The 24,820-nt window shown below is 48.3% G+C and carries 22 protein-coding genes and 1 tRNA gene; 9 read left to right on the top strand and 14 right to left on the bottom strand.

Annotated elements, in window-relative coordinates; genetic code table 11:
* Position 1: 1 nt before the first annotated feature.
* From ACLJRS_RS01740 to csgB, 4 genes are all read right to left on the bottom strand, one after another.
* Positions 2-322 (bottom strand): type 1 fimbrial protein, encoded by a 321-nt coding sequence (locus ACLJRS_RS01740; protein ID WP_000111254.1) that lies wholly within the window; start codon positions 320-322, stop codon positions 2-4.
* A 130-nt stretch (positions 323-452) separates the two neighbouring features.
* Positions 453-779 (bottom strand): curli assembly chaperone CsgC, encoded by a 327-nt coding sequence (gene csgC, locus ACLJRS_RS01735; RefSeq protein WP_000557256.1) that lies wholly within the window; start codon positions 777-779, stop codon positions 453-455.
* A 61-nt stretch (positions 780-840) separates the two neighbouring features.
* Positions 841-1,296 carry a curli major subunit CsgA gene (gene csgA, locus ACLJRS_RS01730; RefSeq protein ID WP_000771416.1) on the bottom strand — a complete coding sequence of 152 codons (456 nt, stop codon included), beginning with the start codon at positions 1,294-1,296 and terminating at the stop codon, positions 841-843.
* 41 nt (positions 1,297-1,337) lie between these two features.
* Positions 1,338-1,793 carry a curli minor subunit CsgB gene (csgB, locus tag ACLJRS_RS01725; RefSeq protein ID WP_000791655.1) on the bottom strand — a complete coding sequence of 152 codons (456 nt, stop codon included), beginning with the start codon at positions 1,791-1,793 and terminating at the stop codon, positions 1,338-1,340.
* A 754-nt stretch (positions 1,794-2,547) separates the two neighbouring features.
* On the opposite strand from csgB, the gene csgD reads away from it, so the two are divergent.
* Genes csgD through csgG form a run of 4 tightly spaced genes read left to right on the top strand, consistent with a single transcriptional unit; the run spans position 2,548 to position 4,901 of the window.
* Positions 2,548-3,198 carry a biofilm master transcriptional regulator CsgD gene (gene csgD, locus ACLJRS_RS01720; protein ID WP_000481519.1) on the top strand — a complete coding sequence of 217 codons (651 nt, stop codon included), beginning with the start codon at positions 2,548-2,550 and terminating at the stop codon, positions 3,196-3,198.
* Between the two features lie 4 nt (positions 3,199-3,202).
* Positions 3,203-3,598, top strand: a complete 396-nt coding sequence (gene csgE, locus ACLJRS_RS01715) for a curli production assembly/transport protein CsgE (RefSeq protein ID WP_000833307.1) — start codon at positions 3,203-3,205, stop codon at positions 3,596-3,598.
* A 26-nt stretch (positions 3,599-3,624) separates the two neighbouring features.
* Positions 3,625-4,041 (top strand): curli production assembly/transport protein CsgF, encoded by a 417-nt coding sequence (csgF, locus tag ACLJRS_RS01710; protein WP_001264073.1) that lies wholly within the window; start codon positions 3,625-3,627, stop codon positions 4,039-4,041.
* Between the two features lie 26 nt (positions 4,042-4,067).
* The gene (gene csgG, locus ACLJRS_RS01705; RefSeq protein ID WP_001137620.1) at positions 4,068-4,901 is read left to right on the top strand and encodes a curli production assembly/transport protein CsgG; all 834 of its coding nucleotides are present in this window, start codon (positions 4,068-4,070) and stop codon (positions 4,899-4,901) included.
* Between the two features lie 38 nt (positions 4,902-4,939).
* Here the strand turns inward: csgG and ACLJRS_RS01700 are convergent, their stop codons facing one another.
* The 4 genes from ACLJRS_RS01700 to ghrA all read right to left on the bottom strand — a co-directional run bounded on the left by ACLJRS_RS01700 (position 4,940) and on the right by ghrA (position 7,861).
* Complete coding sequence (locus ACLJRS_RS01700; RefSeq protein WP_001670718.1) at positions 4,940-5,422, bottom strand: DUF1097 domain-containing protein; 483 nt, start codon at positions 5,420-5,422, stop codon at positions 4,940-4,942.
* Positions 5,423-5,522: 100 nt separating this feature from the next.
* Positions 5,523-6,077: a molecular chaperone gene (locus tag ACLJRS_RS01695; RefSeq protein WP_001001883.1), complete on the bottom strand. Its 555-nt coding sequence runs from the start codon at positions 6,075-6,077 to the stop codon at positions 5,523-5,525.
* Positions 6,078-6,100: 23 nt separating this feature from the next.
* Positions 6,101-6,838 carry a phosphatase gene (locus ACLJRS_RS01690; protein ID WP_000283643.1) on the bottom strand — a complete coding sequence of 246 codons (738 nt, stop codon included), beginning with the start codon at positions 6,836-6,838 and terminating at the stop codon, positions 6,101-6,103.
* 84 nt (positions 6,839-6,922) lie between these two features.
* The gene (gene ghrA, locus ACLJRS_RS01685; RefSeq protein ID WP_000402560.1) at positions 6,923-7,861 is read right to left on the bottom strand and encodes a glyoxylate/hydroxypyruvate reductase GhrA; all 939 of its coding nucleotides are present in this window, start codon (positions 7,859-7,861) and stop codon (positions 6,923-6,925) included.
* A gap of 235 nt (positions 7,862-8,096) precedes the next feature.
* Between ghrA and ACLJRS_RS01680 the strand changes: the two genes are divergently transcribed.
* Positions 8,097-8,184, top strand: a tRNA-Ser gene (locus ACLJRS_RS01680).
* 151 nt (positions 8,185-8,335) lie between these two features.
* Here ACLJRS_RS01680 and ACLJRS_RS01675 read toward each other — a convergent pair.
* From ACLJRS_RS01675 to ACLJRS_RS01660, 4 genes are all read right to left on the bottom strand, one after another.
* Positions 8,336-9,442 (bottom strand): Gfo/Idh/MocA family protein, encoded by a 1,107-nt coding sequence (locus ACLJRS_RS01675; RefSeq protein ID WP_000988585.1) that lies wholly within the window; start codon positions 9,440-9,442, stop codon positions 8,336-8,338.
* Between the two features lie 10 nt (positions 9,443-9,452).
* Positions 9,453-10,733 (bottom strand): MFS transporter, encoded by a 1,281-nt coding sequence (locus tag ACLJRS_RS01670; protein ID WP_000560761.1) that lies wholly within the window; start codon positions 10,731-10,733, stop codon positions 9,453-9,455.
* 282 nt (positions 10,734-11,015) lie between these two features.
* On the bottom strand, positions 11,016-11,708 hold the full coding sequence (locus ACLJRS_RS01665) for an oligogalacturonate-specific porin KdgM family protein (RefSeq protein ID WP_000700610.1): 693 nt from the start codon (positions 11,706-11,708) through the stop codon (positions 11,016-11,018).
* 45 nt (positions 11,709-11,753) lie between these two features.
* On the bottom strand, positions 11,754-12,914 hold the full coding sequence (locus ACLJRS_RS01660; RefSeq protein ID WP_410957741.1) for an N-acetylneuraminate epimerase: 1,161 nt from the start codon (positions 12,912-12,914) through the stop codon (positions 11,754-11,756).
* Between the two features lie 505 nt (positions 12,915-13,419).
* Here ACLJRS_RS01660 and ACLJRS_RS01655 point away from each other — a divergent pair.
* From ACLJRS_RS01655 to ACLJRS_RS01645, 3 genes are all read left to right on the top strand, one after another.
* Positions 13,420-14,100, top strand: coding sequence for an N-acetylmannosamine-6-phosphate 2-epimerase (locus ACLJRS_RS01655; protein WP_001672764.1), 681 nt, complete (start codon positions 13,420-13,422; stop codon positions 14,098-14,100).
* A 336-nt stretch (positions 14,101-14,436) separates the two neighbouring features.
* Positions 14,437-15,933 carry a sodium:solute symporter gene (locus ACLJRS_RS01650; protein ID WP_000628085.1) on the top strand — a complete coding sequence of 499 codons (1,497 nt, stop codon included), beginning with the start codon at positions 14,437-14,439 and terminating at the stop codon, positions 15,931-15,933.
* A gap of 285 nt (positions 15,934-16,218) precedes the next feature.
* Positions 16,219-17,100 carry a MurR/RpiR family transcriptional regulator gene (locus ACLJRS_RS01645; protein ID WP_000433673.1) on the top strand — a complete coding sequence of 294 codons (882 nt, stop codon included), beginning with the start codon at positions 16,219-16,221 and terminating at the stop codon, positions 17,098-17,100.
* Between the two features lie 105 nt (positions 17,101-17,205).
* On the opposite strand, the gene phoH is transcribed toward ACLJRS_RS01645, so the two are convergent.
* Positions 17,206-17,994, bottom strand: a complete 789-nt coding sequence (gene phoH, locus ACLJRS_RS01640; protein WP_410957740.1) for a phosphate starvation-inducible protein PhoH — start codon at positions 17,992-17,994, stop codon at positions 17,206-17,208.
* 892 nt (positions 17,995-18,886) lie between these two features.
* Positions 18,887-20,395, bottom strand: coding sequence for a sodium/proline symporter PutP (gene putP / locus ACLJRS_RS01635; protein ID WP_001018467.1), 1,509 nt, complete (start codon positions 20,393-20,395; stop codon positions 18,887-18,889).
* Between the two features lie 421 nt (positions 20,396-20,816).
* Between putP and putA the strand changes: the two genes are divergently transcribed.
* A complete protein-coding gene (gene putA / locus ACLJRS_RS01630) occupies positions 20,817-24,779 on the top strand; it encodes a trifunctional transcriptional regulator/proline dehydrogenase/L-glutamate gamma-semialdehyde dehydrogenase (protein ID WP_000537495.1) in 3,963 nt (1,320 codons plus the stop codon).
* The last annotated feature ends 41 nt before the right edge of the window (positions 24,780-24,820 follow it).

Genomic DNA, 24,820 nt, shown 5'->3' with positions numbered 1-24,820 from the left:
GTTAACGGTACTCAATATTCATCACCGCCAGGCTTTTTTGCGCATCGAGATAATGCAGCCGTACCGTCGCAATGGACTGAATATCCTGCGGTAATCCAGATGCCTGCCGAAGGTCAATCCGGTGCATTTGCTTTTTACCTTCGCGCAGGCAGGTTAAATCAATATTTTCGGCGTGAGTAGAAATATCGCACAGTGGCTCAACAATCGCGCCGCGAAAATGGATAACGCCGCCCTGTACCGTTTGTTGCCCTACCGCAGAATGGATAAAAAAAGCGCAGATACACAGGCCTATGGCAGGGATATTTTTCTTGATTACGGACATGTTAACTCCTCAATGATTAGTCATCCTCGAGGGTTCGGCGTTACCTTATAGCGACATGCCGAGACGATGAGACGCTTTTATCGCCTCTTTATACCCAGGTCAGCCAATCCATTTCCGCCACCATCAAAAACTACTGTGCAGAAGGCGGCCATTGTTGTGATAAATGCAGTGATTGTCCGTCCGAAACAGTAACAATAATTTTAACCGAGTCCTCTGAAGATATATTTACACTAAGACGAGACAACTCAATCGGTTGATTAGCAGGTAAAGATAGCGTTTGTTTTTGCTGTGTATGGCTTTGTCCCCCGACGCCGTCGCGCACAGAGAGAATTTGCACCTGACAGACGCAGGGTTCGTTTAATGTGACCTGAGGGATCACCGTGTAAATATCGCCTTGCTGAGTCGTGGTAAACGTAATCTGATTTGAAAGTGCGGCAAGGAGCAATAAAGTATGCATAATTTCCTCCCGAAAAAAAACAGGGCTTATGCCCTGTTTTTTTATTAGCGCAGACGCTAAATTAATACTGGTTAGCCGTGGCGTTGTTGCCAAAACCAACCTGACGCACCATTACGCTGGAATCAGATGCGGTCTGATTAACCAGCGCGGCGTTATTACCGCCGTATTGACCGACAGTAATATCGGAGTTTTTAGCGTTCCACTGGTCGATGGTGGCATTGTTTCTGAAACCATTCTGAGTCAGTTCAATAGTACTGTTATCCGCACCCTGGCCTACATCGGCGCCGTTACCATAACCGCTCTGGGTAATGGTCGTTTCAGATTTACGGGCATCGCTTTGCAGAGCAAGCGCAGCGTTAGCGGAACCGTACTGATAAATGCTCAACGTGGAATCCGGGCCGGAACTATTGCCGCCGCCGTTATGATTACCGCCGCCGCCCCATTGTGGAACGACGCCAGCCAGAGCACTGCCAGAAACTACGATTGCTGCGAATGCTGCCACTTTTAAAAGTTTCATGGTAAAACCCCCATCGGATTGATTTAAAAGTCGTAACGGTATTAGCGTTGGGTGACGCGAATAGCCATATGCGACTGTTTCTGCACTACAACTGCTGTTTTCTGCGTACCGTACTGGGTAATATTGGCCTTATTTCCAGAACCTTTCTGGATAATAGCCGCACTATTACCGTAAGCGCTTTGCGATATACTGGCATCGTTGGCATTGCCCGTTTGCTCAATATACGCAAAGTTATAATTCCCTGCCTGGTCGACTTTCGCCCGATTATTTCCTCCTTCTTGTGAAATAACGGACAATAGTTTTGATCCTTCCTGGCGTACTCTGGCACTATTATCCGTGCCGACTTGACCAATAATGGCCGCCTGATTAAATGAAGACTTGCTTAATTCATTTACCGCAAAATTATACTCTGAACGAGCCAGATCATAATTTGTCGCGGTTGCAATCCCAGGCGCACCCAGTATTGTCAACATCATAAATAACAATTTGTTTTTCATGCTGTCACCCTGGACCTGGTCGTACATAGCGAAAATTATCTATTACCTTGTTAGCGACATGCGTTTTTTGTTAACGCGTCGTTACGATGAAGAGTATGTCCGTGGAAACATTTTTAATAACTCACCCACGCGTGGTATTTTGTTATTTAAGCTCATACCAAAGTGCTAATAAAACGATAGCCATGTGATTTTTTATAATTGATTTTTGGCCACAGAAGATAGTGTATCGCGCACCTAAAAAATGAAGTGTTGGTGTGTGTTATGCCGCCATGGGGATGTTCTTATGCTTCCCATGTGGGGCAATACGCACAAGACGTGACACACTTCGTTTTTTTTGTCTTTGTGCTGTCCAGGTTAATGCCACGTCTCAAATTTTAAGAAAAAATAAAATCAAAACATAACATATAATAATTAAAATGATTAAAAATCAATGAATTATTATAATTTGTATGATTTTTTAAATCTATGCAATAACAGCGAAATGTACAACTTTACTATCAAATCTAAACTTCAAAAAAAACCAAAAACAACATTTTAATATATATTTTTACATATTGTTACAAGTTTAACACTTGCTTTAAGATTTGTAATGGCTAGATTGAAAACAGTTAAAAGTATTTTCGTAAATATTTTTCTCTTTCTGGATAATGGGCTATTTCAACCCACAGCAGTGCAACATCTGTCAGTACTTCTGGTGCCTTTATTTTATGGGGGCAGCTGTCAGATGTGCGATTAAAAAAAGTGGAGTTTCATCATGTTTAATGAAGTCCATAGTAGTCATGGTCACACACTATTGTTGATCACAAAGCCATCTCTGCAAGCTACGGCATTATTGCAACATTTAAAGCAATCGCTGGCCATAACCGGAAAACTGCATAATATTCAACGTTCTCTGGAAGATATCTCAGCCAGTTGCATTGTTTTAATGGATATGATGGAAGCGGATAAGAAGCTTATCCACTATTGGCAGGATAATTTAAGCCGCAAAAACAATAATATAAAAACATTATTGTTAAATACCCCTGACGATTATCCCTACCGTGAAATTGAAAACTGGCCTCATATTAACGGCGTGTTTTACGCCACTGAAGACCAGGAACACGTGGTCAGCGGATTACAGGGTATTCTGCGTGGCGAATGCTATTTTTCACAAAAATTAGCCAGTTACCTGATTACGCACTCAGGAAATTACCGCTACAACAGCACCGAGTCCGCATTACTCACTCATCGCGAAAAAGAGATCCTCAATAAGTTACGTATTGGTGCCTCTAATAATGAAATCGCGAGGTCGCTATTTATCAGCGAGAATACGGTTAAGACACATCTTTATAATCTTTTCAAAAAGATAGCTGTCAAAAATCGCACCCAGGCAGTTTCATGGGCAAACGATAATCTCAGGCGGTAAGGCCATGAAACGCTATCTGACCTGGATTGTAGCAGCAGAGTTACTGTTCGCTACCGGAAACCTGCATGCCAATGAAGTTGAAGTCGAGGTTCCCGGATTGTTAACCGACCATACCGTCTCTTCGATAGGACATGAATTCTATCGTGCATTCAGCGACAAATGGGAAAGCGAATACACCGGCAATCTGACCATTAATGAAAGACCCAGTGCGCGTTGGGGAAGCTGGATCACCATAACGGTAAATCAGGACGTTATTTTCCAGACCTTTTTATTTCCAATGAAAAGAGACTTCGAGAAAACCGTCGTCTTCGCATTAGCGCAAACAGAGGAAGCATTAAATCGCCGACAAATAGATCAAACGCTATTAAGTACGAGTGATTTAGCGCGTGATGAATTCTAAAACATGATTTTTATCCGGAGGCTGTCATGCGTGTTAAACATGCAGTAGTGCTGCTCATGCTTTTTTCGCCATTAACCTGGGCTGGAAATATGACGTTCCAGTTCCGTAATCCTAACTTTGGTGGAAACCCCAATAACGGTTCCTTTTTATTGAATAGCGCCCAGGCGCAAAATTCATATAAAGACCCCGCTTATGATAACGATTTTGGTATCGAAACCCCCTCAGCGTTGGATAACTTTACGCAGGCTATTCAATCGCAAATTCTGGGCGGCTTGTTGACCAATATTAATACCGGGAAACCAGGACGTATGGTGACCAACGATTTTATTATCGATATCGCTAATCGCGACGGACAGCTCCAGCTCAACGTCACGGACAGAAAAACGGGAAGAACCTCGACCATCGAAGTGTCAGGTTTACAAACTCAGTCAACCGATTTTTAAGCTACAGTCACTAAAGGATATAAATCATGCCGCGCTTACTTATTTTGGTTGCCGTTTTATTGTTGAGTGGATGCTTAACTGCCCCGCCGAAACAAGCTGCGAAACCGACATTAATGCCCCGCGCACAAAGTTACAAAGATTTGACGCACTTACCTGCTCCCACCGGTAAGATCTTTGTTTCGGTATATAACATTCAGGATGAAACGGGCCAATTTAAACCTTACCCGGCAAGTAACTTTTCTACGGCTGTGCCGCAGAGCGCCACCGCTATGTTGGTCACCGCGCTGAAAGATTCGCGCTGGTTTATCCCGCTGGAACGACAAGGCTTACAGAATCTTTTGAATGAACGGAAAATTATTCGCGCAGCCCAGGAAAACGGCACCGTGGCGATGAATAACCGTATCCCGCTTCAGTCGCTGACGGCTGCAAATATTATGGTGGAAGGTTCTATTATTGGTTATGAAAGTAACGTCAAATCCGGCGGGGTCGGCGCAAGATATTTCGGTATTGGCGCCGATACGCAGTATCAGCTGGATCAGATTGCTGTCAACCTGCGCGTGGTTAACGTCAGTACGGGCGAGATCCTTTCTTCGGTGAACACCAGTAAAACGATCCTTTCCTATGAAGTACAGGCAGGCGTGTTCCGTTTTATTGATTACCAGCGCTTACTGGAAGGCGAAATCGGCTATACCTCGAACGAACCGGTGATGCTGTGTCTGATGTCAGCCATTGAAACCGGCGTTATCTTCCTCATTAATGATGGTATCGATCGCGGACTGTGGGATTTGCAGAATAAAGCGGACAGGCAAAATGATATTCTGGTGAAATACCGTGAGCTGTCAGTACCGCCAGAATCCTGATCAATACGACAAAGCGTGGGGAAGAACCCCACGCTTTTTTATTTTGTGACCGCCGTATTCGCTGAATGTTGCTCGCGGCGTGATGCCAGCCATAGCCCACTATTTTTCATGGCATAGCCAAAGATTAGCCCCAGCGCCAGCGACGGTAATACCAACCGCCAGTCACCCTGCCCTGCAAATGTCGCGCAGGCGCCGATAAATGTTCCCGGAACAAAAGAAAGCAATAGCTGCTTTGCCTGGATACACATCAGGAATGCCACGATCCCCGTCAACACGTAACTGACAATTTCCAGATGCGGCGCCAGCGCGCTACCGTGAATAATGACCAGCGCCCACACCATACCGCTTAACAGCGTACAGGCGGAAATCAACAATCCCTTAAAGCCGCCCTTCGGACAGGCGAAATAAGCCGTACAGCCTAAAAAACCGGCCCAGCTTAGTAACCCCAGGGAGACGGCCACCCATCCCCATATTCCAGAAAGGATGCCCGTCGTGATAGCAATAGAAAGAAGTATGTTCATGGCGCGCATCATAACAGAAAAGCGGCACATTAATGAGATCGCGCACACATTTTATGCAATGATGTAAAACTCGTTGCAGTTAATGGTGATTTACATCACATTATTCTTCATCTTCTTCCTGAAGTTCATCCCACATGGCCCCTATCGCATCACGCGTTAGCGGCGCCAGAGTGCGCCAGAATGGCGTAACGGCATGGGCTTCAACTTTACCGAGGAAGGTATTGCACCAGGGAAGCAGATAATCGGCAAATAAGGTTTCCAGCGCTTCACTTTCATCTTCGGCAGACTGATCTTCCAGCCAGGAGGCCGCGAGCAATAAAGTGCCAATGTGATCGGCAGGCGTATCGGCCAGCGGCATCCCTCGCGACGTTAAAAAAGCGCGCACCTCAGACTCTTCCGCGCCTTCGACCCACGCACTGCGGTATGGCGCTACCGCGCACTCTTCCCCAACAAATAACGCATTGTAATCAGTGGAAATCTGCGTGATATCGCAGCTTTTCTGTAAACGCGCCAGCATGTCATCCTGCTCCAGCGGCCAGTTTGCCGCCAGTTTACCTTCACGGATTAACGTAAACAGCGGAACCAGTAAAGGATCTTGCGGTTGGCGGTAAAACAACGATCCCAGCACACGGCACAGGATTGAAAACTCATTCATTGATATCTTCCCATAAATAACGATTAAAGTTCGGCAAATTCCGGTACAGGCGCCATACCGCGTGATTCGAGAAAGGCCAGTAAGCGCTGCGGCGAGACGTTCAGGATTCGATCTTCCGGAAAATTCACCGCATCCAGAATTTTCCGGCATTCGGTGAAATCGCCAAGCGTAAAGGCCGTATGGGAATCAGAGCCTAACGCTACCCAGCCTCCCGCATCGCGTACGGCGGCAGCGACCGCGCGGCAATTATCTTCGCTTCCTTTACGCGAATGCAGAAAAGAAGAGTTGTTGATTTCCAGCGCTACATGGTGTTTCGCCGCCGCCTGCGCGATGGCTTTAACCTCCACTGGATACTTTGGATTTCCGGGGTGACTAATTATATGCACCTTGCCGCTGGCGATGGTCGCGATCATCGCCTGGGTATTGGTTTCTTTATCATGTGGCGCAAAAACGGGCTCATGGAAGCCTGCGATAATCAGATCCAGCGAGTCGAACATCTTTCCGGAACAATCAATTTCACCGTTAATGTTCTTGATATTCGCCTCAATGCCACGCAGTATCCCCACGCCGTCAACCAGACGCGGCCAGATGCGCATGTTAATAAAATGCCAGTGATGCGGCGCATCTTCCATGTCCGGACCATGATCGGTAATCGCAAAAAGTTTAATACCTTTGCGTTTGGCTTCCGCGATATAATCGCTCAGAGTACTGTAGGCATGAGTGCTGGCGACGGTATGCATATGCAGGTCAACGGGATACATTGCTCTCTCCTGTAGTCATTTCCGACAAGGATAGCAGGTATCGCCAGCGTTTTTTAGCGAAACCCGGCCCGCGCCGGGTTGATGTCAATATCCTCTCGCCCGATCCACCTGCCCCGTCACCGGCTCTCCCTTCTCCAGCTGGGTAATGGTGCGGCTAATATAATCGATGGCTTCCGCTGGACGGGTGACTGCCGCAATGTGCGGCGTCATGGCGACTCGCGGATGGCGCCATAATGGACTTTCCTGCGGTAACGGTTCCTGGCTAAAGACATCCAACATCGCGCCTTTTAGCTTACCGCTATCAAGCGCAGCCAGCAGATCCGCCTCCTGAACATGCACGCCGCGCGCGAGATTCAACACGTAAGCGCCATCCGGCAATTGATCCAACAATTCGCTATTAATAATTCCTACCGTTTGGGCCGTATTCGGCAGCAGATTAATCAGCACCCGCGTCTGGTTCAGGAAAGCGTGCAGCTCTTCACGCCCAACATAACTTTCCACGCCAGGCCAGGATTTGCGGCTACGACTCCAGCAACGTAACGGGAACCCCCATGCCTGTAGACTTTCTGCCACTTTTGCGCCCAGCACCCCTGCGCCCATGATACCGACGCTAAACTCTTCGCGGGTATATTCCGGCAACGGTTTCCATAGCGCCTGATTTTTCAGCGCCTGATAATCATCGAAACGGCGGAACCAGTGTAAGACCTGACTTACGGCATATTCCTGCATTTGCAGGCCCATTCCGGTATCTTCCAGACGGAATAGAGGAATGGAGGCGTCCAGCATTTCCGGATGCGCATTTAATTTACTCAGAATTGCATCCACCCCCGCGCCCAGCGCAAAGACGGCTTTTAAGCGTCTTCCGGCCAGCATTTCAACCGGGGGCTGCCATACAAGCGCATAGTCTGCGGGGTTGTTATCACCGACCTTCCATTCACGAACGCGCGCATGTGGGAGAGACTTCTCCAGCGCATTTACCCACCAGGCGGCGTTAAATGTCGGGTGATAAAAAATTATCTCCATGTTATCTCCTGAGCAGTATAGTGCGGAATGTGATTGCGCCTGTTATCAGCGTTTTCAACGGGATGTGCAGCATAGCAAATTTCCCGGCGCGGGCAAAAAAAGCAGTTTTCGCTTATTAAAGCCACAGATTGGTGGAAGTTTGTATAAACGCGCTTTTTTTTAAAAAAGTTGATTGACGTAGAAAGGATATTTCCCTACATTAGCGCCCGTTCCAGTAATGCTGGAGCGACAATTTGGTGAGGTGTCCGAGTGGCTGAAGGAGCACGCCTGGAAAGTGTGTATACGGCAACGTATCGGGGGTTCGAATCCCCCCCTCACCGCCATATTTAAGTTGAGAGCCTGTACAGAAGTACGGGCTTTTTGCTTATATGTGACCCGTCCATTGCCGGATGGCGGCACAGTTCACGGGCGCCTTATCCGGTCTACATAAGCGCAGCGCCACCGGGTAATAACACCACCATCCGGCTTCCCATTTTAGCCAAGAATTTCAGTGAGTTTTACTTTGCGCCCCTCGTTTGAGGAAAGCGTCGCAGCATCAGCGGTAGCAATGGCATTTGTCGCCGCTTCTCCCGTTAGCAATTTAGCAAACTCCTCGCCTGGCTCCAGACCGTTTATCACATCATGCAAGTACTGCATCTCCAGTTTCATAATTGATGAGAGCCACATCGGCGTACGTTTACCGGGTTTACCATAAGCGATTGCGCCATCCATCTCGCTGGATATGTTACCGTTGCGACGATCATCATCCTCCGCCTGGCTTTCATGCACAAGAAAGTGTGTTTTTTTGCCCGCTTTTATTAGATAACCCGCCGTGTTTTGCATATCAATGAGAATTGCACCTGTCGTGCCCTCAATTAATACATAGTGCTCAGGGTAGTGGAACGATGATCCCCACTGAAGTGTCGCGAAACGACCGCTTTCAAACTCAAGGGTGATCAGGACAACATCATCTTCATCACCAAATTTTTCACCTTTGTGCGCAACATTCCCCGCCGCCATTGAAACCAGGGATGGGGTTTCATCCATGATGAACAGTGTACAATCTAGCTCGTGAATGTGATGGTACAGATGCCCACCTGACTTTGCGCGAATCTTCTTCCATGAGATCTCATCCTGCACGTCTTCAAAACCATTACGTTTAGTGTGAACTTGTGTAACTTCACCAATTTCACCAGCTTTGATGAGCGCTTTAGCGTGGCGAACCCCGTGAAAAAAGTTCATAACGTGACCCGCCATAAAGGTAACACCAGCTTCTTTGCAGGCATCAACCATATCCTTACAATCCTGGTAATTTAAGGCGATAGGTTTTTCACAAAACACGTGTTTACCCGCTTTAGCCGCCGCAATGACTGGCGCTTTATGTAAGTAATTTGGTGAAGCAATAATTACGCAATCCACATCAGGATGGGAACAAAGCGCCTCCATCGTTGCAGTGGCGACACAGTTCAACTCTTTCGCTATCGGAGCCGCATTTACCGGATCGTAAATCGCAGTGATTTTCGCCCCTTCAACCTTAGACATAAATCGCGCCAGTTCAGCGCCAAAATAACCTGTACCTACAACACCGTATTTCGTCATCATTTATCCTCTATTAAAATTCTTTTGTTGATTGAAAACTTTCACGACGTGCTTTTAGTCTATCCGGAATGGATAGGCCAATAATGAGTAGAATTGTTGCGGTCCAGAAAGCAACAATGAACGTTAGCGCAGCGCCTAGCCCCATTGTTATTCCAAGCCAGGTCGCCGCCATTGAATTGAATGTGCCTGATGTCGCAGCAAGATTATAAATCAGCCCGGTACCCAAACCACGAACCTCAAGAGGAAAGTAGTCGTAGAGAAATTTGGGAACCAACCCGCCAACACCTACGTTAGTCGCCATTAAACCGAATAAACATGCGCCCAGCAGTAAATAATTATCTTGCGGAATTCTGAATAACGGGAAAATGAATAAAAAGGACATGAGAAGACCAATGCTGAACGTTTTCTTCAAACCAATTCTATCTGCGCACAGACCCCAAACGATATTTCCCAATACAGTGCCGAATGCCGCCGCCGTCATTAAATTAGAGACCACGCCCGTATCAAAGCCCTCTCCCGTCAAATATGTAGGCAGTAGACCAAAGATCGGCCAGTTTGCGCCGAAAATAGAGAACAGAACAATAAATACACATAATGTCAGTGGAAATTGAGCTCGATTAAATAGCCCTTTCATTGACAAAGAGAAAACTGACCAGGCACTTTGTGAATGCTTTCCGGGACCACTGAGTTTAGCTTCTTCCCACTCTTTAGATTCAGGAGCCCTGGCCCGGATGTAGATTACTAAAAGAACGGGTAGCAAACCGACAAAAAAAGCAGCACGCCAACCATACGCTTCGGCAAATGACGGCATAAAATAGGCTGCTATGATGTTACCAATACCGAAACCTGAAACCAGAAATGCGCTCGCTTTAGATTTTAAATGCTTTGGCCAACTTTCCACGGCATAAGTAGAAGCGCAAGCATACTCCCCCGCCATCCCCATACCGACAATGAAGCGACTAAGCGTCAGCATAATTACACCGGAAGCCAGGCCACTTAACCCTGTACCTACAGAATAGGCAACTATCGACCACATCATTAACGGCTTACGGCCAAATTTGTCTGCCAGCAGACCAAATAGCGCCCCGCCAAATGGTCGCCCAATAAAGGCCGCTGTGGCAAGGAATGCGCCCTCCATATCTGTCAATCCTAAGTCAGCCTTGATCAGATACATAATGTAGAAAATCAGCATAAAGTCGAAGCCATCAAAAACGTAACCCAGCCATGCTGAAAATAAAGCATTTTTTTGTGGACGAGTTATCTCGCTATACCACGGGAAGAATTTTGCTATCACAATAAAACCCTTATTTGCTGTTACCGTCTGAAATGCTTACGGAATTAATTTTTAAGTCATATCAATTGCCGAATAAGACACAATCAACCGGCACTTTCCGACAACCGCCTGAGATCGTAGCTATGTAAGACGTATATTCATTGTTTACCATCCTTATTCGTAGCTACGTTAAGGACGTGAATACTCAAGACAAAGTCTAACGTTCTGTAACGTAGCCACGGGCTATAAGATTATCGACATGAATACTAAGCAAAGATTAGTACAGTAACTCTTTAACCTTTCTCAAAAGTGGTATTGTAATCCAACGCGATAACGGGTCTGTCTCTCATCGGTATTATTTCTCACCGCTACATTTCCGACCTCAACGTATGGTGTAAATGACTTATTCAGTTTCCAGGCTAAAGCCACATTATGTTCATAGTTTGTTTTTTTGTTATCAAATTTAATTTGATCGCTATCCATCCAGGTAAAGTTATATTCTAATTTCAACTCATCAAAAACATAACCTATATAAGTATCAAATCTATTCGTTTTCTCATCATCACTATAGTTAGCTGTCTTCCTTGCATAGTCATAACGGTAACGACCAGCCATATAAACACCAGAATCAAAATTATATTGCCCCCTTAAATAAGGCTTATAAATTGAAGTGTCTGGACCGCTTTCAAATATAAATCCAGGCTGCAAAACAAAATTGTCCGTAACTTTATAATTATAACTTACGCCCAGTTCTATAGCGTTTGCGACGAGATCGCTTAAATGCTTATCCTGCTCACCATCTACTCCTCCCGATTTAACGCTGGCATCGACATAAAAACCAATGCCGTTAGGAAGCTTTTCAATTATAGCAATACGGTCTTTATTAATTCTGGTTCTATCAGCATATTCATGCCGATAATCAAGGGTTGCCGCTTGTAGATATGATGAAAATGCTATAAACGAAACCATACCCAGAAGATATTTGTTGATTTTCATAAAATACTCCGCTCATCAATTAACTTTATTTTTGTATTTAAAAAATTATTTTATTAATAAATTACCATCACGCATGGTAAAGGAGGTTACAGACGAAACAGGTTTCCCTTTAGCATTTTCACCACCAATAAGGAAAACTTCATCACCATAACTTACTGATACACCATAGCCGAGAGGTTGTTTCATTCTACCCATATATTGCCAATGGCCATTAACCAAACCATAGACTTCATCTCGCCATTTTTTATTTATTCCTTCGTGGGAATAAAACTTTCCATTGGTATAATTTTGTTTTGCTCCCGGAAAATTCGCGCCACCACCGACAAGCAGGACACCGTGACTATAGCCCGAAAATGCTCCGGCCAACCCTTCTTGCTGTTGTTCTCCAGGCGATGGCGGTAACTGGCTGTTCTTCAACCATGTTAGCTTGTCGTTATCCCACATGGCGCGGTAAATCACATCGGTACGTAAACCCGGTTTGAGCTCACCATTAATCAGCATCAGGAAATTATTTTCCATTACCGATGACGATCCTGCCGTCCCCGCGTCTGGCAGCTCACCAGCATTCTTCCATGTGTTCTCTTTAGCATTGTAGATAAATACGATTTTATTAAAAAAATAATCTTTGGCAGGTTTATTAAAATAATTATAGATGACTTTATTTTTTTCACTTTCATCCGCAGCCGCAGCCGCTATATCAATAAAATACTTATCAAAGATATGCTCATTAACCCCTCCGGTAATAAGTACCATCGTTTCGTTTAATTTTACTCCCGTATGCCCTGTTAATCCAACTGGAGATATAGTGTCAACTTTTTGCCATGTATTTTTCACTGGTGAGTATTTGTACACATCGCTATAAACCTGCAACGGTGATTCACTGTTTTTTTTCCCTACGCCACCAAAAACATAAAGCTCATCATTTAAAAATACCGACACGGATTGCTCACGAGCTCCACCAGGAAACGACTTTATACGCTCCCAGTCTTTATGTTGCTTTTTAAGATCAATTTTATACCAGGATGTCCCTGCGGTACCTAGGCCGACATAAATCACGCCATTATTATCAATAGCGCCAGTACCATTTTTCAGTGGTTCTGGTATATCAGGAAGCGTCGTTGCATATCCTGATGTGGTGATAGCGACTGATAAACATAGCGCCATTAGCGTCATCATTTTCTTAAAATTTTTCATCTGCATCCCCATGCGAAGAAATACAATTGGAGTAAAGCTTCATCATTAGTGATCTTATGGTGCGCAATTTCAACAATGATAATGACAAAATGTGACCAAGCGCTAAAAATAATTACATGGGGTTATCATGTGCGAGGTAAAAGCACACCATGGTGATGTTAGAAGTGATTATGGGTGACCTGTTATGGTCAAACTCATTAGTGATAGCATTCGAATAAATACAACAAGAATTATGTGATGCATTTCATACTGGCTATCCCGTGGCGTATAAGCTCCTTCTGAGCATTTTATCTTTATGCCGGAAGCAGTTAATAAAATACAGCATGCTGCCATCAGAGTGAATTGTATTTGTCTTGTAGCTTCAGGTTATAGCCTCAAATCCGCTGGCGCAGTAATTGAATGACAAACATACCTTATGACTGTGTTCACATTTTTCTATCTTTTTGCTTGATGCAGCAACACTCCACAACATAATATAAAACGGAGTAAAACTTCAAAATATATAAGGCGGAACTGGATGTTACTATTAGCCAGGCTGGAACAAAGTGTACACGAAAACGGTGGGCTGATTGTCTCATGCCAACCGGTACCAGGCAGCCCTATGGATAAACCTGAAATTGTGGCTGCAATGGCACAGGCAGCGGCTTCGGCGGGTGCGGTCGCTGTGCGCATTGAAGGCATTGAGAATCTGCGGGCTGTTCGTCCCCATCTTTCTGTTCCTATTATTGGGATAATTAAACGTGACCTTACAGGGTCGCCAGTCCGTATCACTCCCTATTTACAGGATGTTGACGCCCTGGCGCAGGCAGGTGCCGATATTATCGCTTTTGATGCCTCATTCCGCTCTCGCCCGGTTGATATTGATAGTTTACTGACACGTATTCGCCTGCATGGATTACTGGCGATGGCAGACTGTTCAACCGTGAATGAAGGCATAAGTTGCCATCAGAAAGGAATCGAATTCATTGGTACAACACTGTCTGGCTATACCGGCCCCATCACGCCGGTTGAGCCAGATTTGGCAATGGTGACACAACTGAGCCATGCAGGTTGTCGTGTTATTGCCGAGGGGCGCTATAACACGCCTGCACTGGCGGCCAATGCTATTGAGCATGGTGCCTGGGCAGTTACCGTTGGTTCCGCTATCACCCGTATCGAGCATATCTGTCAGTGGTTCAGTCACGCAGTAAAACGCTGAACAGGAAAAGAAAATGAACACGCTTACTATTGATATTTATGTCTCAGATAATAATCCGACGTTAATAATGCTATCGGCAAATACGATCCCCAGGCCTGAAGCCTGTTTGAACGCAATATCGGATATCTGCTATTTCAGGTATCCGGCAGGACATACGTCTGGGCATCACCATTGGTGGAGCATAAATGCTCTGCCTTTTACATCTCATGATTACCGTCATTGAGAGTAACAAAAACTATTACTTGATCTGAATATCGTATCGTCTGAATGATGGGAAGATAAAAATACACAGACGATGACCGCAACTCTACTCAAAACCATAAGCAGGAAAGAACTATGATTACACATTCTTTCGGCATCGTTAACTATCTTGTATTATTTGGCTACCTCCTGGCCATGATGTTAGTCGGTGTCTATTTTTCCAGACGGCAAAAAACAGCAGACGATTATTTTCGCGGTGGTGGCCGGGTTCCTGGTTGGGCGGCTGGGGTCAGTGTATTTGCTACTACGTTAAGCTCAATTACATTTATGTCAATTCCTGCCAAAGCGTTTACTTCCGACTGGACGTTTATCATTGGTCAGTATCTGGCTATCGCAATTTTACCGCTGGTTTTTTATTTCTATATTCCGTTTTTTCGGAAATTGAAAGTCACATCAGCCTATGAATATCTCGAAGCACGGTTCGATGTGCGCTGCCGTCTATTCGCCAGCATGTCATTTATGTTGTTTCATATCGGACGTATCGCCATTATCACTTTCCTCACCGTGCTGGCCTTGCGCCCCTTCATCGCTATAGACCCGGTGATTTTGGTACTGTTGATTAGCGTGATGTGTATCATTTATACCTGGATGGGTGGAATTGAAGGAGTAATATGGACTGATGTTATTCAAGGCCTCTTACTTTCTGGCAGCGCGATACTGATTTTTATAGTGATATGTCTCAAAGTCCAGGGCGGCATTGGTGAAATTTTTACGGTGACGCAGCAGGCGGATAAATTCTTTCCGGCTACGCAGTTCCACTGGAGCTGGACGGAAAGCACAGTACCTGTATTGATGATTGGTTTTCTGTTTGCCAATATTCAGCAATTTACTGCCAGTCAGGATGTGGTCCAACGCTATATCGTGACTGACTCCATAGAGGAAACGAAGAAAACATTACTTACAAATGCCAAACTGGTTGCTGTGATCCCTGTTTTCTTTTTTGCTATCGGCTCGGCATTGTTTGTCTACTATCAGCAACATCCACAATTATTACCGGCGGGATTCAACACTGGCGGCATTTTACCCTTATTCGTGGTCACCGAAATGCCAGTCGGCATTGCAGGGTTGATAATCGCCGCTATTTTCGCTGCCGCGCAGTCCAGCATCTCCAGCAGCTTAAACAGCATTTCCAGTTGTTTTAATTCCGATATCTATCAGCGTTTGAGTCATAAAAAAAGAACGCCAGAAAACCGTATGAAAATAGCTAAGTTAGTTATTCTGGTCGCGGGCCTGATAAGTAGCGCGGCCTCGGTATGGCTGGTCATGGCCGATGAATCAGAAATCTGGGATGCATTTAATAGTCTGATAGGTCTGATGGGAGGGCCAATGACCGGTCTGTTCATGCTGGGCATTTTCTTTAAACGAGCAAATGCCGGGAGTGCGGTTTTAGGAATTATTATCAGCGTCATTACCGTGCTGGGCGCACGCTATGCCACTGACCTTAACTTCTTCTTTTATGGGGTCATTGGCTCGCTAAGCGTGGTGATCAGCGGCGTTATTTTCGCCCCGTTATTTGCCCCGGCACCGCCATTGACGCTGGATGAAAAACCTGAACCAAAGGTGACATTATGATTTCATGATACCACGCTATACCGACACAGCACACGGTGACGCCAACGCCCGGGGCGACAATACCGGGCCAGATATAAACCATCCGACAGATGGCGCGCTATAAACACCGTAAGAGCAAACAGATTACTCTCCAGTGATGTTCTGTCATAAGTTGGCAACGCGATGTAAATATTCCCCCTCCTTTACTTACATCGCGCTTTTTTTCATGCCGCAGACTTGATAGGCTCTGCTCTGTTCGATATTGCAGGCTTTGTGCCGCAATCAGCCCTCAAGAGCAGGAACTATATGGAGCCTCAACCCCCACGTCTTAAACCCGGAAAAATCCTTGACACTCTGGGTGCTATGCAAAAAAGCCTGACACGTGCCTCCCAGCGTATTGCGCAATATATTTTAGCCTTCCCCAGACAGGTGACACAGTCATCTATTGCCGATTTGTCGCGCGACACACAGGCCGGAGAAGCCACGGTTATTCGCTTTTGTCGCACCCTGGGCTATAAAGGTTTTCAGGATTTTAAAATGGACCTGGCCATTGAACTTGCCACTACCGAGTCTGATGACAGTAGTCCTCTACTGGATGCCGAAGTTAGCGAATCCGACGATGCCCACGCCATTGGTTTAAAATTGCAGAACACCATTAGTAATGTATTATCTGAAACGCTAAATCTGCTTGATATGCAACAGGTTCTCGGTGTCGTGGACGCCCTACGTCACTGTCACTCAGTTTATATCTTTGGTGTGGGCTCATCGGGGATCACGGCGCTGGATATGAAACACAAGCTAATGCGTATTGGTTTACGGGGCGATGCGGTAAGCAATAACCATTTTATGTACATGCAGGCTACGCTATTAAAAGCAGGCGATGTCGCGATGGGTGTCAGTCACTCGGGCACATCGCCAGAAACAGTGCATTCACTCCGATTGGCCCGACAGGCTGGCGCCACCACAGTCGCCATTACCCATAATCTGGGTTCTCCATTATGTGAAGAGGCCGATTTTTGCCTGATCAATGGTAATCGGCAAGGAATGTTGCAGGGTGACTCGATCGGTACGAAAGCCGCGCAGCTTTTCGTCTTTGACCTGCTCTATACCCTTCTTGTACAGTCCTCGCCGGAACAGGCCCGAGAAAGCAAATTACGGACAATGAATGCCCTGGACATGACAAAATAATTCCCTTCACGTACAGGCGTCATTTTCCTTTTTTGTCCATGAGTCTGCTGGACGCTTTATAGACAACAAAGCCCGGTCTCCCGGGCTCTGAAAGTCAATGCTATATTAGCTGTATGCGTGGAGCGTTCGCTGACAAAGCGCCGAGCGCACGCAGTCGTCTTTGTTGAAATGCACAATCCCTACCATTACATCTTCTTCAAAGCGTTCCAACGCATCGCTCAATCCGGAACGCACGCCGCGCGGCAGGTCGCATTGCGTAATATCGCCATTGACAATGACCGTGACATTTTCGCCTAGTCGCGTCAAAAACATTTTCATTTGCGCCGCAGTCACATTTTGCGCCTCGTCGAGGATCACGACCGCATTTTCAAAAGTACGCCCACGCATATAGGCGAACGGGGCAATTTCTACCTTACCGATTTCCGGGCGCAAACAATATTGCATAAAGGACGCGCCCAACCGTTTAAGCAGGACATCGTAGACGGGACGAAAATAAGGCGCGAATTTTTCAGCGATATCACCGGGCAAAAAACCAAGATCTTCATCAGCCTGCAATACCGGACGCGTCACAATGATCCTCTCGACGTCCTTATGAATCAATGCTTCTGCCGCCTTTGCCGCACTGATCCATGTTTTTCCGCAGCCGGCTTCGCCGGTCGCAAAAATAAGCTGTTTACTGTCGATAGCGTTCAGATAATGCGCCTGTGCTTCATTTCGCGCCTTAACAGGAGAGGTATCGCGACTATCGCGCGCCATGCCAATGGCTTCTACTCCGCCCATCTGTACCAGTGACGTGACCGATTCTTCTTCACGTTGCTTATGACTACGCGAATCTCGTCTCAACACACGCTTTGCTTCACGACGAGCTTTGATCACTGCTTTTTGTCTTCCCATGGATAGCACCTTGAGTTGTAGGTATACATCACCCGCGTTCTCTTGAACGCGATTATGCGCACACACATCTGAGGGTTGGCTTCCTTGTAAGCCTTAGCTTGCTTTTTGAAACGACGCCACACACGGCTACGCGCACCACATATGACGTCATGGGTATGGACAGTAAGGGAAATGATGAGAGCTTTTAAGGTGACAAGACCGCCACCGGAGAGAGAATGTCCGTACAGGGTGTTGTAACTACTGTAAACAATGTGTCCTGGTGCGGACATTACCATTCGCGATCTCCATAGTGAGTGACCATCACTGCCGGGGAACTACCGCTATTACTACTAAGTACAACACAAAACATCAATAATGCAACAATATATTCACCAAGTATTAACCAGACATTATTGCGTCATTGTCAGTCTCTTACAGAAAGATTACACGATTATTTCATCGGCAGGAGACTAAAAAAGATAATCATTAGCTACTGCGGGTATTAATGGTGAAACTACCCATAAGCCATTGAATATTCAACATATAAAAGGTTAAAATGGAGTAATTAACGTATCCTCTCTCCCATCACTAAAACGGCATTATTTATGCAAAATTTTGTGCGGCATACTTACGCCAGTAACGCTGACTCGTTTTAATTTTTGTCATTACCCTATTGCGTCAAGGCTATTGGTACCATTAACAGGCGATTTCATATATGGCCAGTTAGTGATTACTCGAGACGTATTACGGCCGCGTTAACGGCGCTCAAGGGCTAAAAATAGTTTGAGAGAGCGTCCTCATTTACCTGAACATCTTCAGTCAATCGGTCCGGGACTTATCAGAGGACCAGGCAGGCGTATAACGCCGCCTGGTAAAATATGTCCGATGGCAATAATGCTATCGGACATGTCGGTTATTCCGCCTGTAGCTTCGATGGCGGCGCGGAATGATAATGCGCGTCCGCTTTTGCAAAGCGTTCCTGCATCGCTGCTGTCGGCGCTTTGCCAAGCAGGCTAAAGATTACGATCCCCAGGCTGCCGAAAATGAAGCCAGGGATGATCTCATACAGATCCAGCCAACCATATTGTTTCCAGACGATAACCGTCACCGCGCCAATAATCATTCCCGCCAGCGCGCCGTTACGTGTCATACGCGACCACATCACAGAAAACAGGACAACAGGTCCAAATGCCGCGCCGAATCCAGCCCAGGCGTAGCTCACCAGCCCCAGCACACGGTTATCGGGGTTCGCCGCCAGCGCAATGGCGATCAGCGCTACCACCAGCACCATCACTCGCCCTACCCATACCAGCTCTTGCTGGCTGGCGCTTTTACGCAGAAAAGCCTTATATAAATCTTCCGTAATCGCGCTGGAGCATACCAGCAACTGACAGCTCAACGTCGACATCACCGCCGCCAGGATAGCAGACAGCAGAACACCGGCAATCCACGGGTTAAACAGGATCTGCGCCAGTTCAATAAATACGCGTTCTGAGTTTTGATTCACCGCCCCGGCCAGCGCGGGGTTATTGTTAAAGTACGCAATGCCAAAGAAGCCCACCGCCACCGCGCCCGCCAGACACAGAATCATCCAGGTCATACTGATACGACGCGCATGAACAATACTGTGATGGGAATCCGCCGCCATAAAGCGCGCCAGGATATGCGGCTGACCGAAGTAACCCAGTCCCCAGCCCATCAGAGAAATAATAGCGACAAAATTCAGCCCCTTGAGCATGTCGACATTCTCGATGCTCTTTTGCTTGATCACCTCCAGCGACTCGCTAAAACCGCCTACGCCGACAATAACCATCACCGGCGTCAGGATTAACGCAAAAATCATCAGGCTGGCCTGAACGGTATCCGTCCAGCTAACGGCAAGAAACCCGCCTATAAACGTATAAATAATGGTTGCCGCGGCCCCCGCCCACAGTGCGGTTTCATAGCTCATACCGAAGGTGCTTTCGAACAGTCGTGCCCCAGCGACAATACCTGATGCGCAATAGATGGTGAAAAACAGCAGAATGACCAGCGCGGAAATAATACGCAGGACTCGGCTCTTATCTTCAAACCGACCGGTAAAATAGTCCGGTAGCGTGAGCGCGTTATTGTTAAATTCGGTATGCACGCGCAGGCGCCCGGCCACCAGCTTCCAGTTAATCCATGCGCCTAACGTCAGGCCAATGGCGATCCAGCTTTCAGAGATCCCCGACAGAAAGATAGCGCCAGGCAGCCCCATTAACAGCCAGCCGCTCATATCCGACGCGCCGGCTGATAAAGCCGTAACAAACGGCCCCAGGCTGCGACCACCAAGAATATAGTCATCAAAGTTTTTGGTTGAGCGCCAGGCGATAAACCCAATCAATATCATGCCAAAAATATAGACACAGAATGTCACCAACATCGGTGTGCTAATAGCCATCAAGGTTCTCCAAATTTATTTATTGGCACTACCGTAGCGTGCCGTTTTGTACCCTGCCGGAACGTGGCAAGGGTGTTATGTTTACCAGGGCGACCGTATCCTGCCGGAAGCGGTGGTTATTCACAATCGATTTAACACACCATTTACATCAAATTTGATTGCAGAGGGATACTATTTTTCTCCAGGTTGCACTCTCTCACATTTTTTGCGGTTGCACCTTTTAAAAGTGTTAACTACCGCAGAGAAAATAAATCCAGATGGTTTTCCCCGTCAGACTCCCTCTTTCTTTTTTTAACAATTTATTCATTTTTAAGCTTGCAACGCAGGTCACATTTAACTCGGTTGCACAAAGTTGCAACATAGTGGATATTTTCCGCTAACTATTGGTTAGCAGATAGAGCGAATAACAGGAGTAGAGGGTATGGGAACCACCACGATGGGGGTTAAGCTGGACGACGCCACGCGCGAACGGATCAAAATGGCCGCGTCGCGTATCGATCGCACGCCGCACTGGTTAATAAAACAGGCAATCTTTAGCTATCTGGACAAGCTGGAAAATAGCGATACGCTACCGGAGCTACCTGCGCTGTTTGCCGGCGCGGCAAATGAAAGCGAGGAGCCGGTCGCGCCGCAGGATGAGCCGCATCAGCCCTTTCTGGAGTTTGCCGAACAGATTCTTCCCCAATCCGTCTCTCGCGCCGCCATCACCGCCGCCTGGCGCCGCCCGGAAACCGATGCGGTATCAATGCTAATGGAACAGGCGCGCCTGTCGCCGCCTGTCGCTGAGCAGGCGCATAAACTGGCGTATCAACTGGCGGAGAAATTGCGCAATCAAAAATCCGCCAGCGGTCGCGCGGGTATGGTGCAAGGCCTGTTGCAGGAGTTTTCCCTCTCTTCGCAAGAAGGCGTTGCGCTGATGTGTCTGGCGGAAGCGCTGCTGCGTATTCCCGACAAAGCTACGCGCGATGCGTTAATTCGCGACAAAATCAGTAATGGCAACTGGCAGTCGCATATTGGCCGTAGCCCGTCGCTGTTTGTAAACGCCGCCACCTGGGGGCTGCTCTTTACCGGCCGACTGGTCTCAACGCATAACGAAGCCAATCTTTCGCGCTCGCTGAACCGCATTATCGGCAAGAGCGGCGAACCGTTAATCCGCAAAGGCGTCGACATGGCGATGCGTTTAATGGGCGAGCAGTTCGTGACTGGTGAAACCATTGCTCAGGCGCTGGCGAATGCCCGAAAACTGGAAGAGAAAGGGTTCCGCTATTCTTACGATATGCTGGGCGAAGCCGCGTTAACCGCCGCCGATGCGCAGGCCTATATGGTCTCTTACCAGCAAGCGATTCATGCCATCGGCAAAGCGTCTAACGGTCGCGGTATTTACGAAGGGCCAGGCATCTCGATTAAGCTGTCCGCCCTGCATCCACGCTATAGTCGCGCACAATACGATCGGGTAATGGAGGAGCTTTATCCGCGCCTGAAATCCCTGACGCTGCTGGCGCGCCAGTACGACATTGGTCTCAATATCGACGCCGAAGAGGCGGATCGTCTGGAGATCTCGCTCGATCTGCTGGAAAAACTCTGCTTCGAACCCGAACTTGCGGGCTGGAACGGCATTGGCTTTGTGATCCAGGCTTACCAGAAACGCTGCCCGCTGGTCATTGATTATTTAGTCGATCTGGCCTCCCGTAGCCGCCGTCGGCTGATGATTCGTCTGGTAAAAGGCGCCTACTGGGATAGCGAAATCAAACGCGCGCAAATGGAAGGGCTGGAGGGCTATCCGGTTTATACCCGCAAAGTGTATACCGATGTCTCTTATCTGGCCTGCGCGAAAAAACTGCTCGCCGTCCCTAATCTGATCTACCCGCAGTTCGCGACCCATAACGCTCACACACTGGCGGCGATTTATCATCTGGCCGGGCAAAATTACTATCCGGGTCAGTACGAATTCCAGTGCCTACACGGCATGGGCGAACCGCTGTATGAACAGGTCACCGGTAAAGTGGCGGACGGAAAACTTAACCGTCCCTGCCGTATTTACGCGCCGGTGGGAACACACGAAACCCTGCTGGCCTATCTGGTACGACGCCTGCTGGAAAACGGCGCCAACACCTCTTTTGTCAACCGTATCGCCGATGCCACCCTACCGCTAGATGAACTGGTGGCGGACCCGGTCGAGGCCGTGGAAAAACTGGCGCAGCAGGAAGGTCAGGCTGGCATACCGCATCCGAAAATTCCGCTGCCGCGCGATCTGTACGGCGAAGGTCGGATAAACTCCGCCGGACTTGATTTAGCGAATGAACATCGCCTCGCCTCGCTTTCTTCTGCCCTGTTAAGCAACGCCATGCAGAAATGGCAGGCCAAACCTGTGCTGGAACAACCGGTGGCCGACGGTGAGATGACGCCGGTTATCAACCCAGCGGAACCGAAAGATATTGTTGGCTGGGGACGCGAAGCGACAGAAAGCGAGGTTGAACAGGCATTGCAAAACGCGGTCAATCAGGCGCCGGTTTGGTTTGCGACGCCGCCGCAAGAACGCGCCGCTATTTTGCAGCGGGCGGCGGTATTGATGGAAGACCAAATGCAGCAGTTGATTGGCCTGTTGGTGCGTGAAGCGGGGAAAACGTTCAGCAACGCCATTGCCGAAGTGCGCGAAGCGGTAGACTTCCTCCATTATTATGCCGGTCAAGTACGTGACGATTTCGATAACGAAACGCATCGCCCGTTAGGGCCGGTGGTCTGTATCAGTCCGTGGAACTTCCCGCTGGCCATTTTCACCGGCCAAATCGCCGCCGCGCTGGCGGCAGGTAACAGCGTTCTGGCGAAACCGGCAGAGCAGACATCGCTGATTGCCGCCCAGGGCATTGCCATTTTGCTGGAAGCGGGCGTACCGCCGGGCGTCGTGCAACTGTTGCCGGGACGGGGAGAAACCGTCGGCGCCCAGCTTACCGCCGATGCGCGTGTACGCGGCGTGATGTTTACCGGTTCCACGGAGGTCGCGACGTTGTTGCAGCGCAACATCGCCACGCGTCTTGACGCCCAGGGCCGCCCTATTCCGTTGATTGCGGAAACCGGCGGTATGAACGCTATGATTGTCGACTCTTCCGCGCTCACCGAGCAGGTGGTCGTGGATGTGCTGGCTTCCGCTTTCGACAGCGCCGGACAACGCTGTTCCGCGCTCCGCGTGCTGTGTTTGCAAGACGATATCGCCGAACATACGCTGAAAATGTTACGCGGCGCGATGGCGGAGTGTCGGATGGGGAATCCAGGCCGTCTGACGACCGATATCGGGCCGGTGATCGATAGCGAGGCCAAAGCCAACATTGAACGTCACATCCAGACGATGCGCGCCAAAGGCCGCCCGGTTTTCCAGGCCGCACGTGAAAACAGCGATGATGCGCAGGAATGGCGGACCGGTACGTTTGTTATGCCCACGCTTATTGAGCTGGAAAACTTCGCAGAACTGGAAAAAGAGGTCTTCGGGCCCGTGCTGCACGTCGTGCGTTATAACCGTAACCAACTGGCGGAGCTTATCGAACAGATTAACGCTTCCGGCTACGGGCTAACGCTGGGCGTACATACCCGTATTGATGAAACCATTGCGCAAGTCACCGGTTCCGCCCATGTCGGCAACCTGTACGTTAACCGTAATATGGTGGGCGCGGTCGTCGGCGTCCAGCCGTTTGGCGGCGAAGGACTGTCCGGTACCGGGCCAAAAGCGGGAGGGCCGCTCTATCTCTACCGCCTGCTGGCACACCGCCCGCCCAATGCGCTCAATACGACGCTGACTCGTCAGGATGCGCGTTACCCGGTAGATGCGCAGCTTAAAACCACGCTACTCGCGCCGTTGACCGCCCTGACGCAATGGGCGGCGGATCGTCCAGCGCTACAGACGCTCTGCCGACAATTCGCCGATCTGGCGCAGGCCGGCACGCAGCGCCTGCTACCGGGACCGACCGGCGAGCGTAATACCTGGACGCTGTTGCCGCGTGAACGGGTATTATGCCTGGCTGATGACGAACAGGACGCGTTGACGCAGCTTGCCGCCGTTCTCGCCGTCGGCAGTCAGGCGCTATGGTCAGACGACGCCTTCCACCGCGATCTGGCGAAACGTCTCCCCGCCGCCGTTGCGGCGCGTGTCCAGTTTGCGAAAGCGGAAACGCTGATGGCGCAGCCGTTTGACGCGGTGATTTTCCACGGCGACTCCGACAAGCTGCGAACCGTGTGCGAAGCCGTCGCCGCCCGCGAAGGCGCGATAGTGTCGGTACAGGGGTTCGCCCGCGGCGAAAGCAATATACTGCTGGAACGGCTCTATATTGAACGTTCGCTGAGCGTAAACACTGCCGCCGCTGGCGGTAATGCCAGCCTGATGACAATTGGCTAATACTGTGGTTAATTAAGGCTCCGTCAATGGAGCCTTTTTAC

Origin of the sequence: Salmonella sp. SAL00670, assembly GCF_046552235.1 — a bacterium.
Classification (GTDB): Bacteria; Pseudomonadota; Gammaproteobacteria; order Enterobacterales; family Enterobacteriaceae; genus Salmonella; species Salmonella enterica.
Note: the sequence above shows the minus strand (reverse complement) of the source record. Positions and strands in the feature narration are given on the sequence as shown.

What these genes read in the sequence shown, in the direction of transcription:
- ACLJRS_RS01740 (WP_000111254.1), bottom strand. Translation starts at nt 322, where the DNA reads ATGTCCGTAATCAAGAAAAATATCCCTGCCATAGGCCTGTGTATCTGC.
- csgC (WP_000557256.1), bottom strand. Translation starts at nt 779, where the DNA reads ATGCATACTTTATTGCTCCTTGCCGCACTTTCAAATCAGATTACGTTT.
- csgA (WP_000771416.1), bottom strand. Translation starts at nt 1,296, where the DNA reads ATGAAACTTTTAAAAGTGGCAGCATTCGCAGCAATCGTAGTTTCTGGC.
- csgB (WP_000791655.1), bottom strand. Translation starts at nt 1,793, where the DNA reads ATGAAAAACAAATTGTTATTTATGATGTTGACAATACTGGGTGCGCCT.
- csgD (WP_000481519.1), top strand. Translation starts at nt 2,548, where the DNA reads ATGTTTAATGAAGTCCATAGTAGTCATGGTCACACACTATTGTTGATC.
- csgE (WP_000833307.1), top strand. Translation starts at nt 3,203, where the DNA reads ATGAAACGCTATCTGACCTGGATTGTAGCAGCAGAGTTACTGTTCGCT.
- csgF (WP_001264073.1), top strand. Translation starts at nt 3,625, where the DNA reads ATGCGTGTTAAACATGCAGTAGTGCTGCTCATGCTTTTTTCGCCATTA.
- csgG (WP_001137620.1), top strand. Translation starts at nt 4,068, where the DNA reads ATGCCGCGCTTACTTATTTTGGTTGCCGTTTTATTGTTGAGTGGATGC.
- ACLJRS_RS01700 (WP_001670718.1), bottom strand. Translation starts at nt 5,422, where the DNA reads ATGAACATACTTCTTTCTATTGCTATCACGACGGGCATCCTTTCTGGA.
- ACLJRS_RS01695 (WP_001001883.1), bottom strand. Translation starts at nt 6,077, where the DNA reads ATGAATGAGTTTTCAATCCTGTGCCGTGTGCTGGGATCGTTGTTTTAC.
- ACLJRS_RS01690 (WP_000283643.1), bottom strand. Translation starts at nt 6,838, where the DNA reads ATGTATCCCGTTGACCTGCATATGCATACCGTCGCCAGCACTCATGCC.
- ghrA (WP_000402560.1), bottom strand. Translation starts at nt 7,861, where the DNA reads ATGGAGATAATTTTTTATCACCCGACATTTAACGCCGCCTGGTGGGTA.
- ACLJRS_RS01675 (WP_000988585.1), bottom strand. Translation starts at nt 9,442, where the DNA reads ATGATGACGAAATACGGTGTTGTAGGTACAGGTTATTTTGGCGCTGAA.
- ACLJRS_RS01665 (WP_000700610.1), bottom strand. Translation starts at nt 11,708, where the DNA reads ATGAAAATCAACAAATATCTTCTGGGTATGGTTTCGTTTATAGCATTT.
- ACLJRS_RS01660 (WP_410957741.1), bottom strand. Translation starts at nt 12,914, where the DNA reads ATGGGGATGCAGATGAAAAATTTTAAGAAAATGATGACGCTAATGGCG.
- ACLJRS_RS01655 (WP_001672764.1), top strand. Translation starts at nt 13,420, where the DNA reads ATGTTACTATTAGCCAGGCTGGAACAAAGTGTACACGAAAACGGTGGG.
- ACLJRS_RS01650 (WP_000628085.1), top strand. Translation starts at nt 14,437, where the DNA reads ATGATTACACATTCTTTCGGCATCGTTAACTATCTTGTATTATTTGGC.
- ACLJRS_RS01645 (WP_000433673.1), top strand. Translation starts at nt 16,219, where the DNA reads ATGGAGCCTCAACCCCCACGTCTTAAACCCGGAAAAATCCTTGACACT.
- phoH (WP_410957740.1), bottom strand. Translation starts at nt 17,994, where the DNA reads ATGGGAAGACAAAAAGCAGTGATCAAAGCTCGTCGTGAAGCAAAGCGT.
- putP (WP_001018467.1), bottom strand. Translation starts at nt 20,395, where the DNA reads ATGGCTATTAGCACACCGATGTTGGTGACATTCTGTGTCTATATTTTT.
- putA (WP_000537495.1), top strand. Translation starts at nt 20,817, where the DNA reads ATGGGAACCACCACGATGGGGGTTAAGCTGGACGACGCCACGCGCGAA.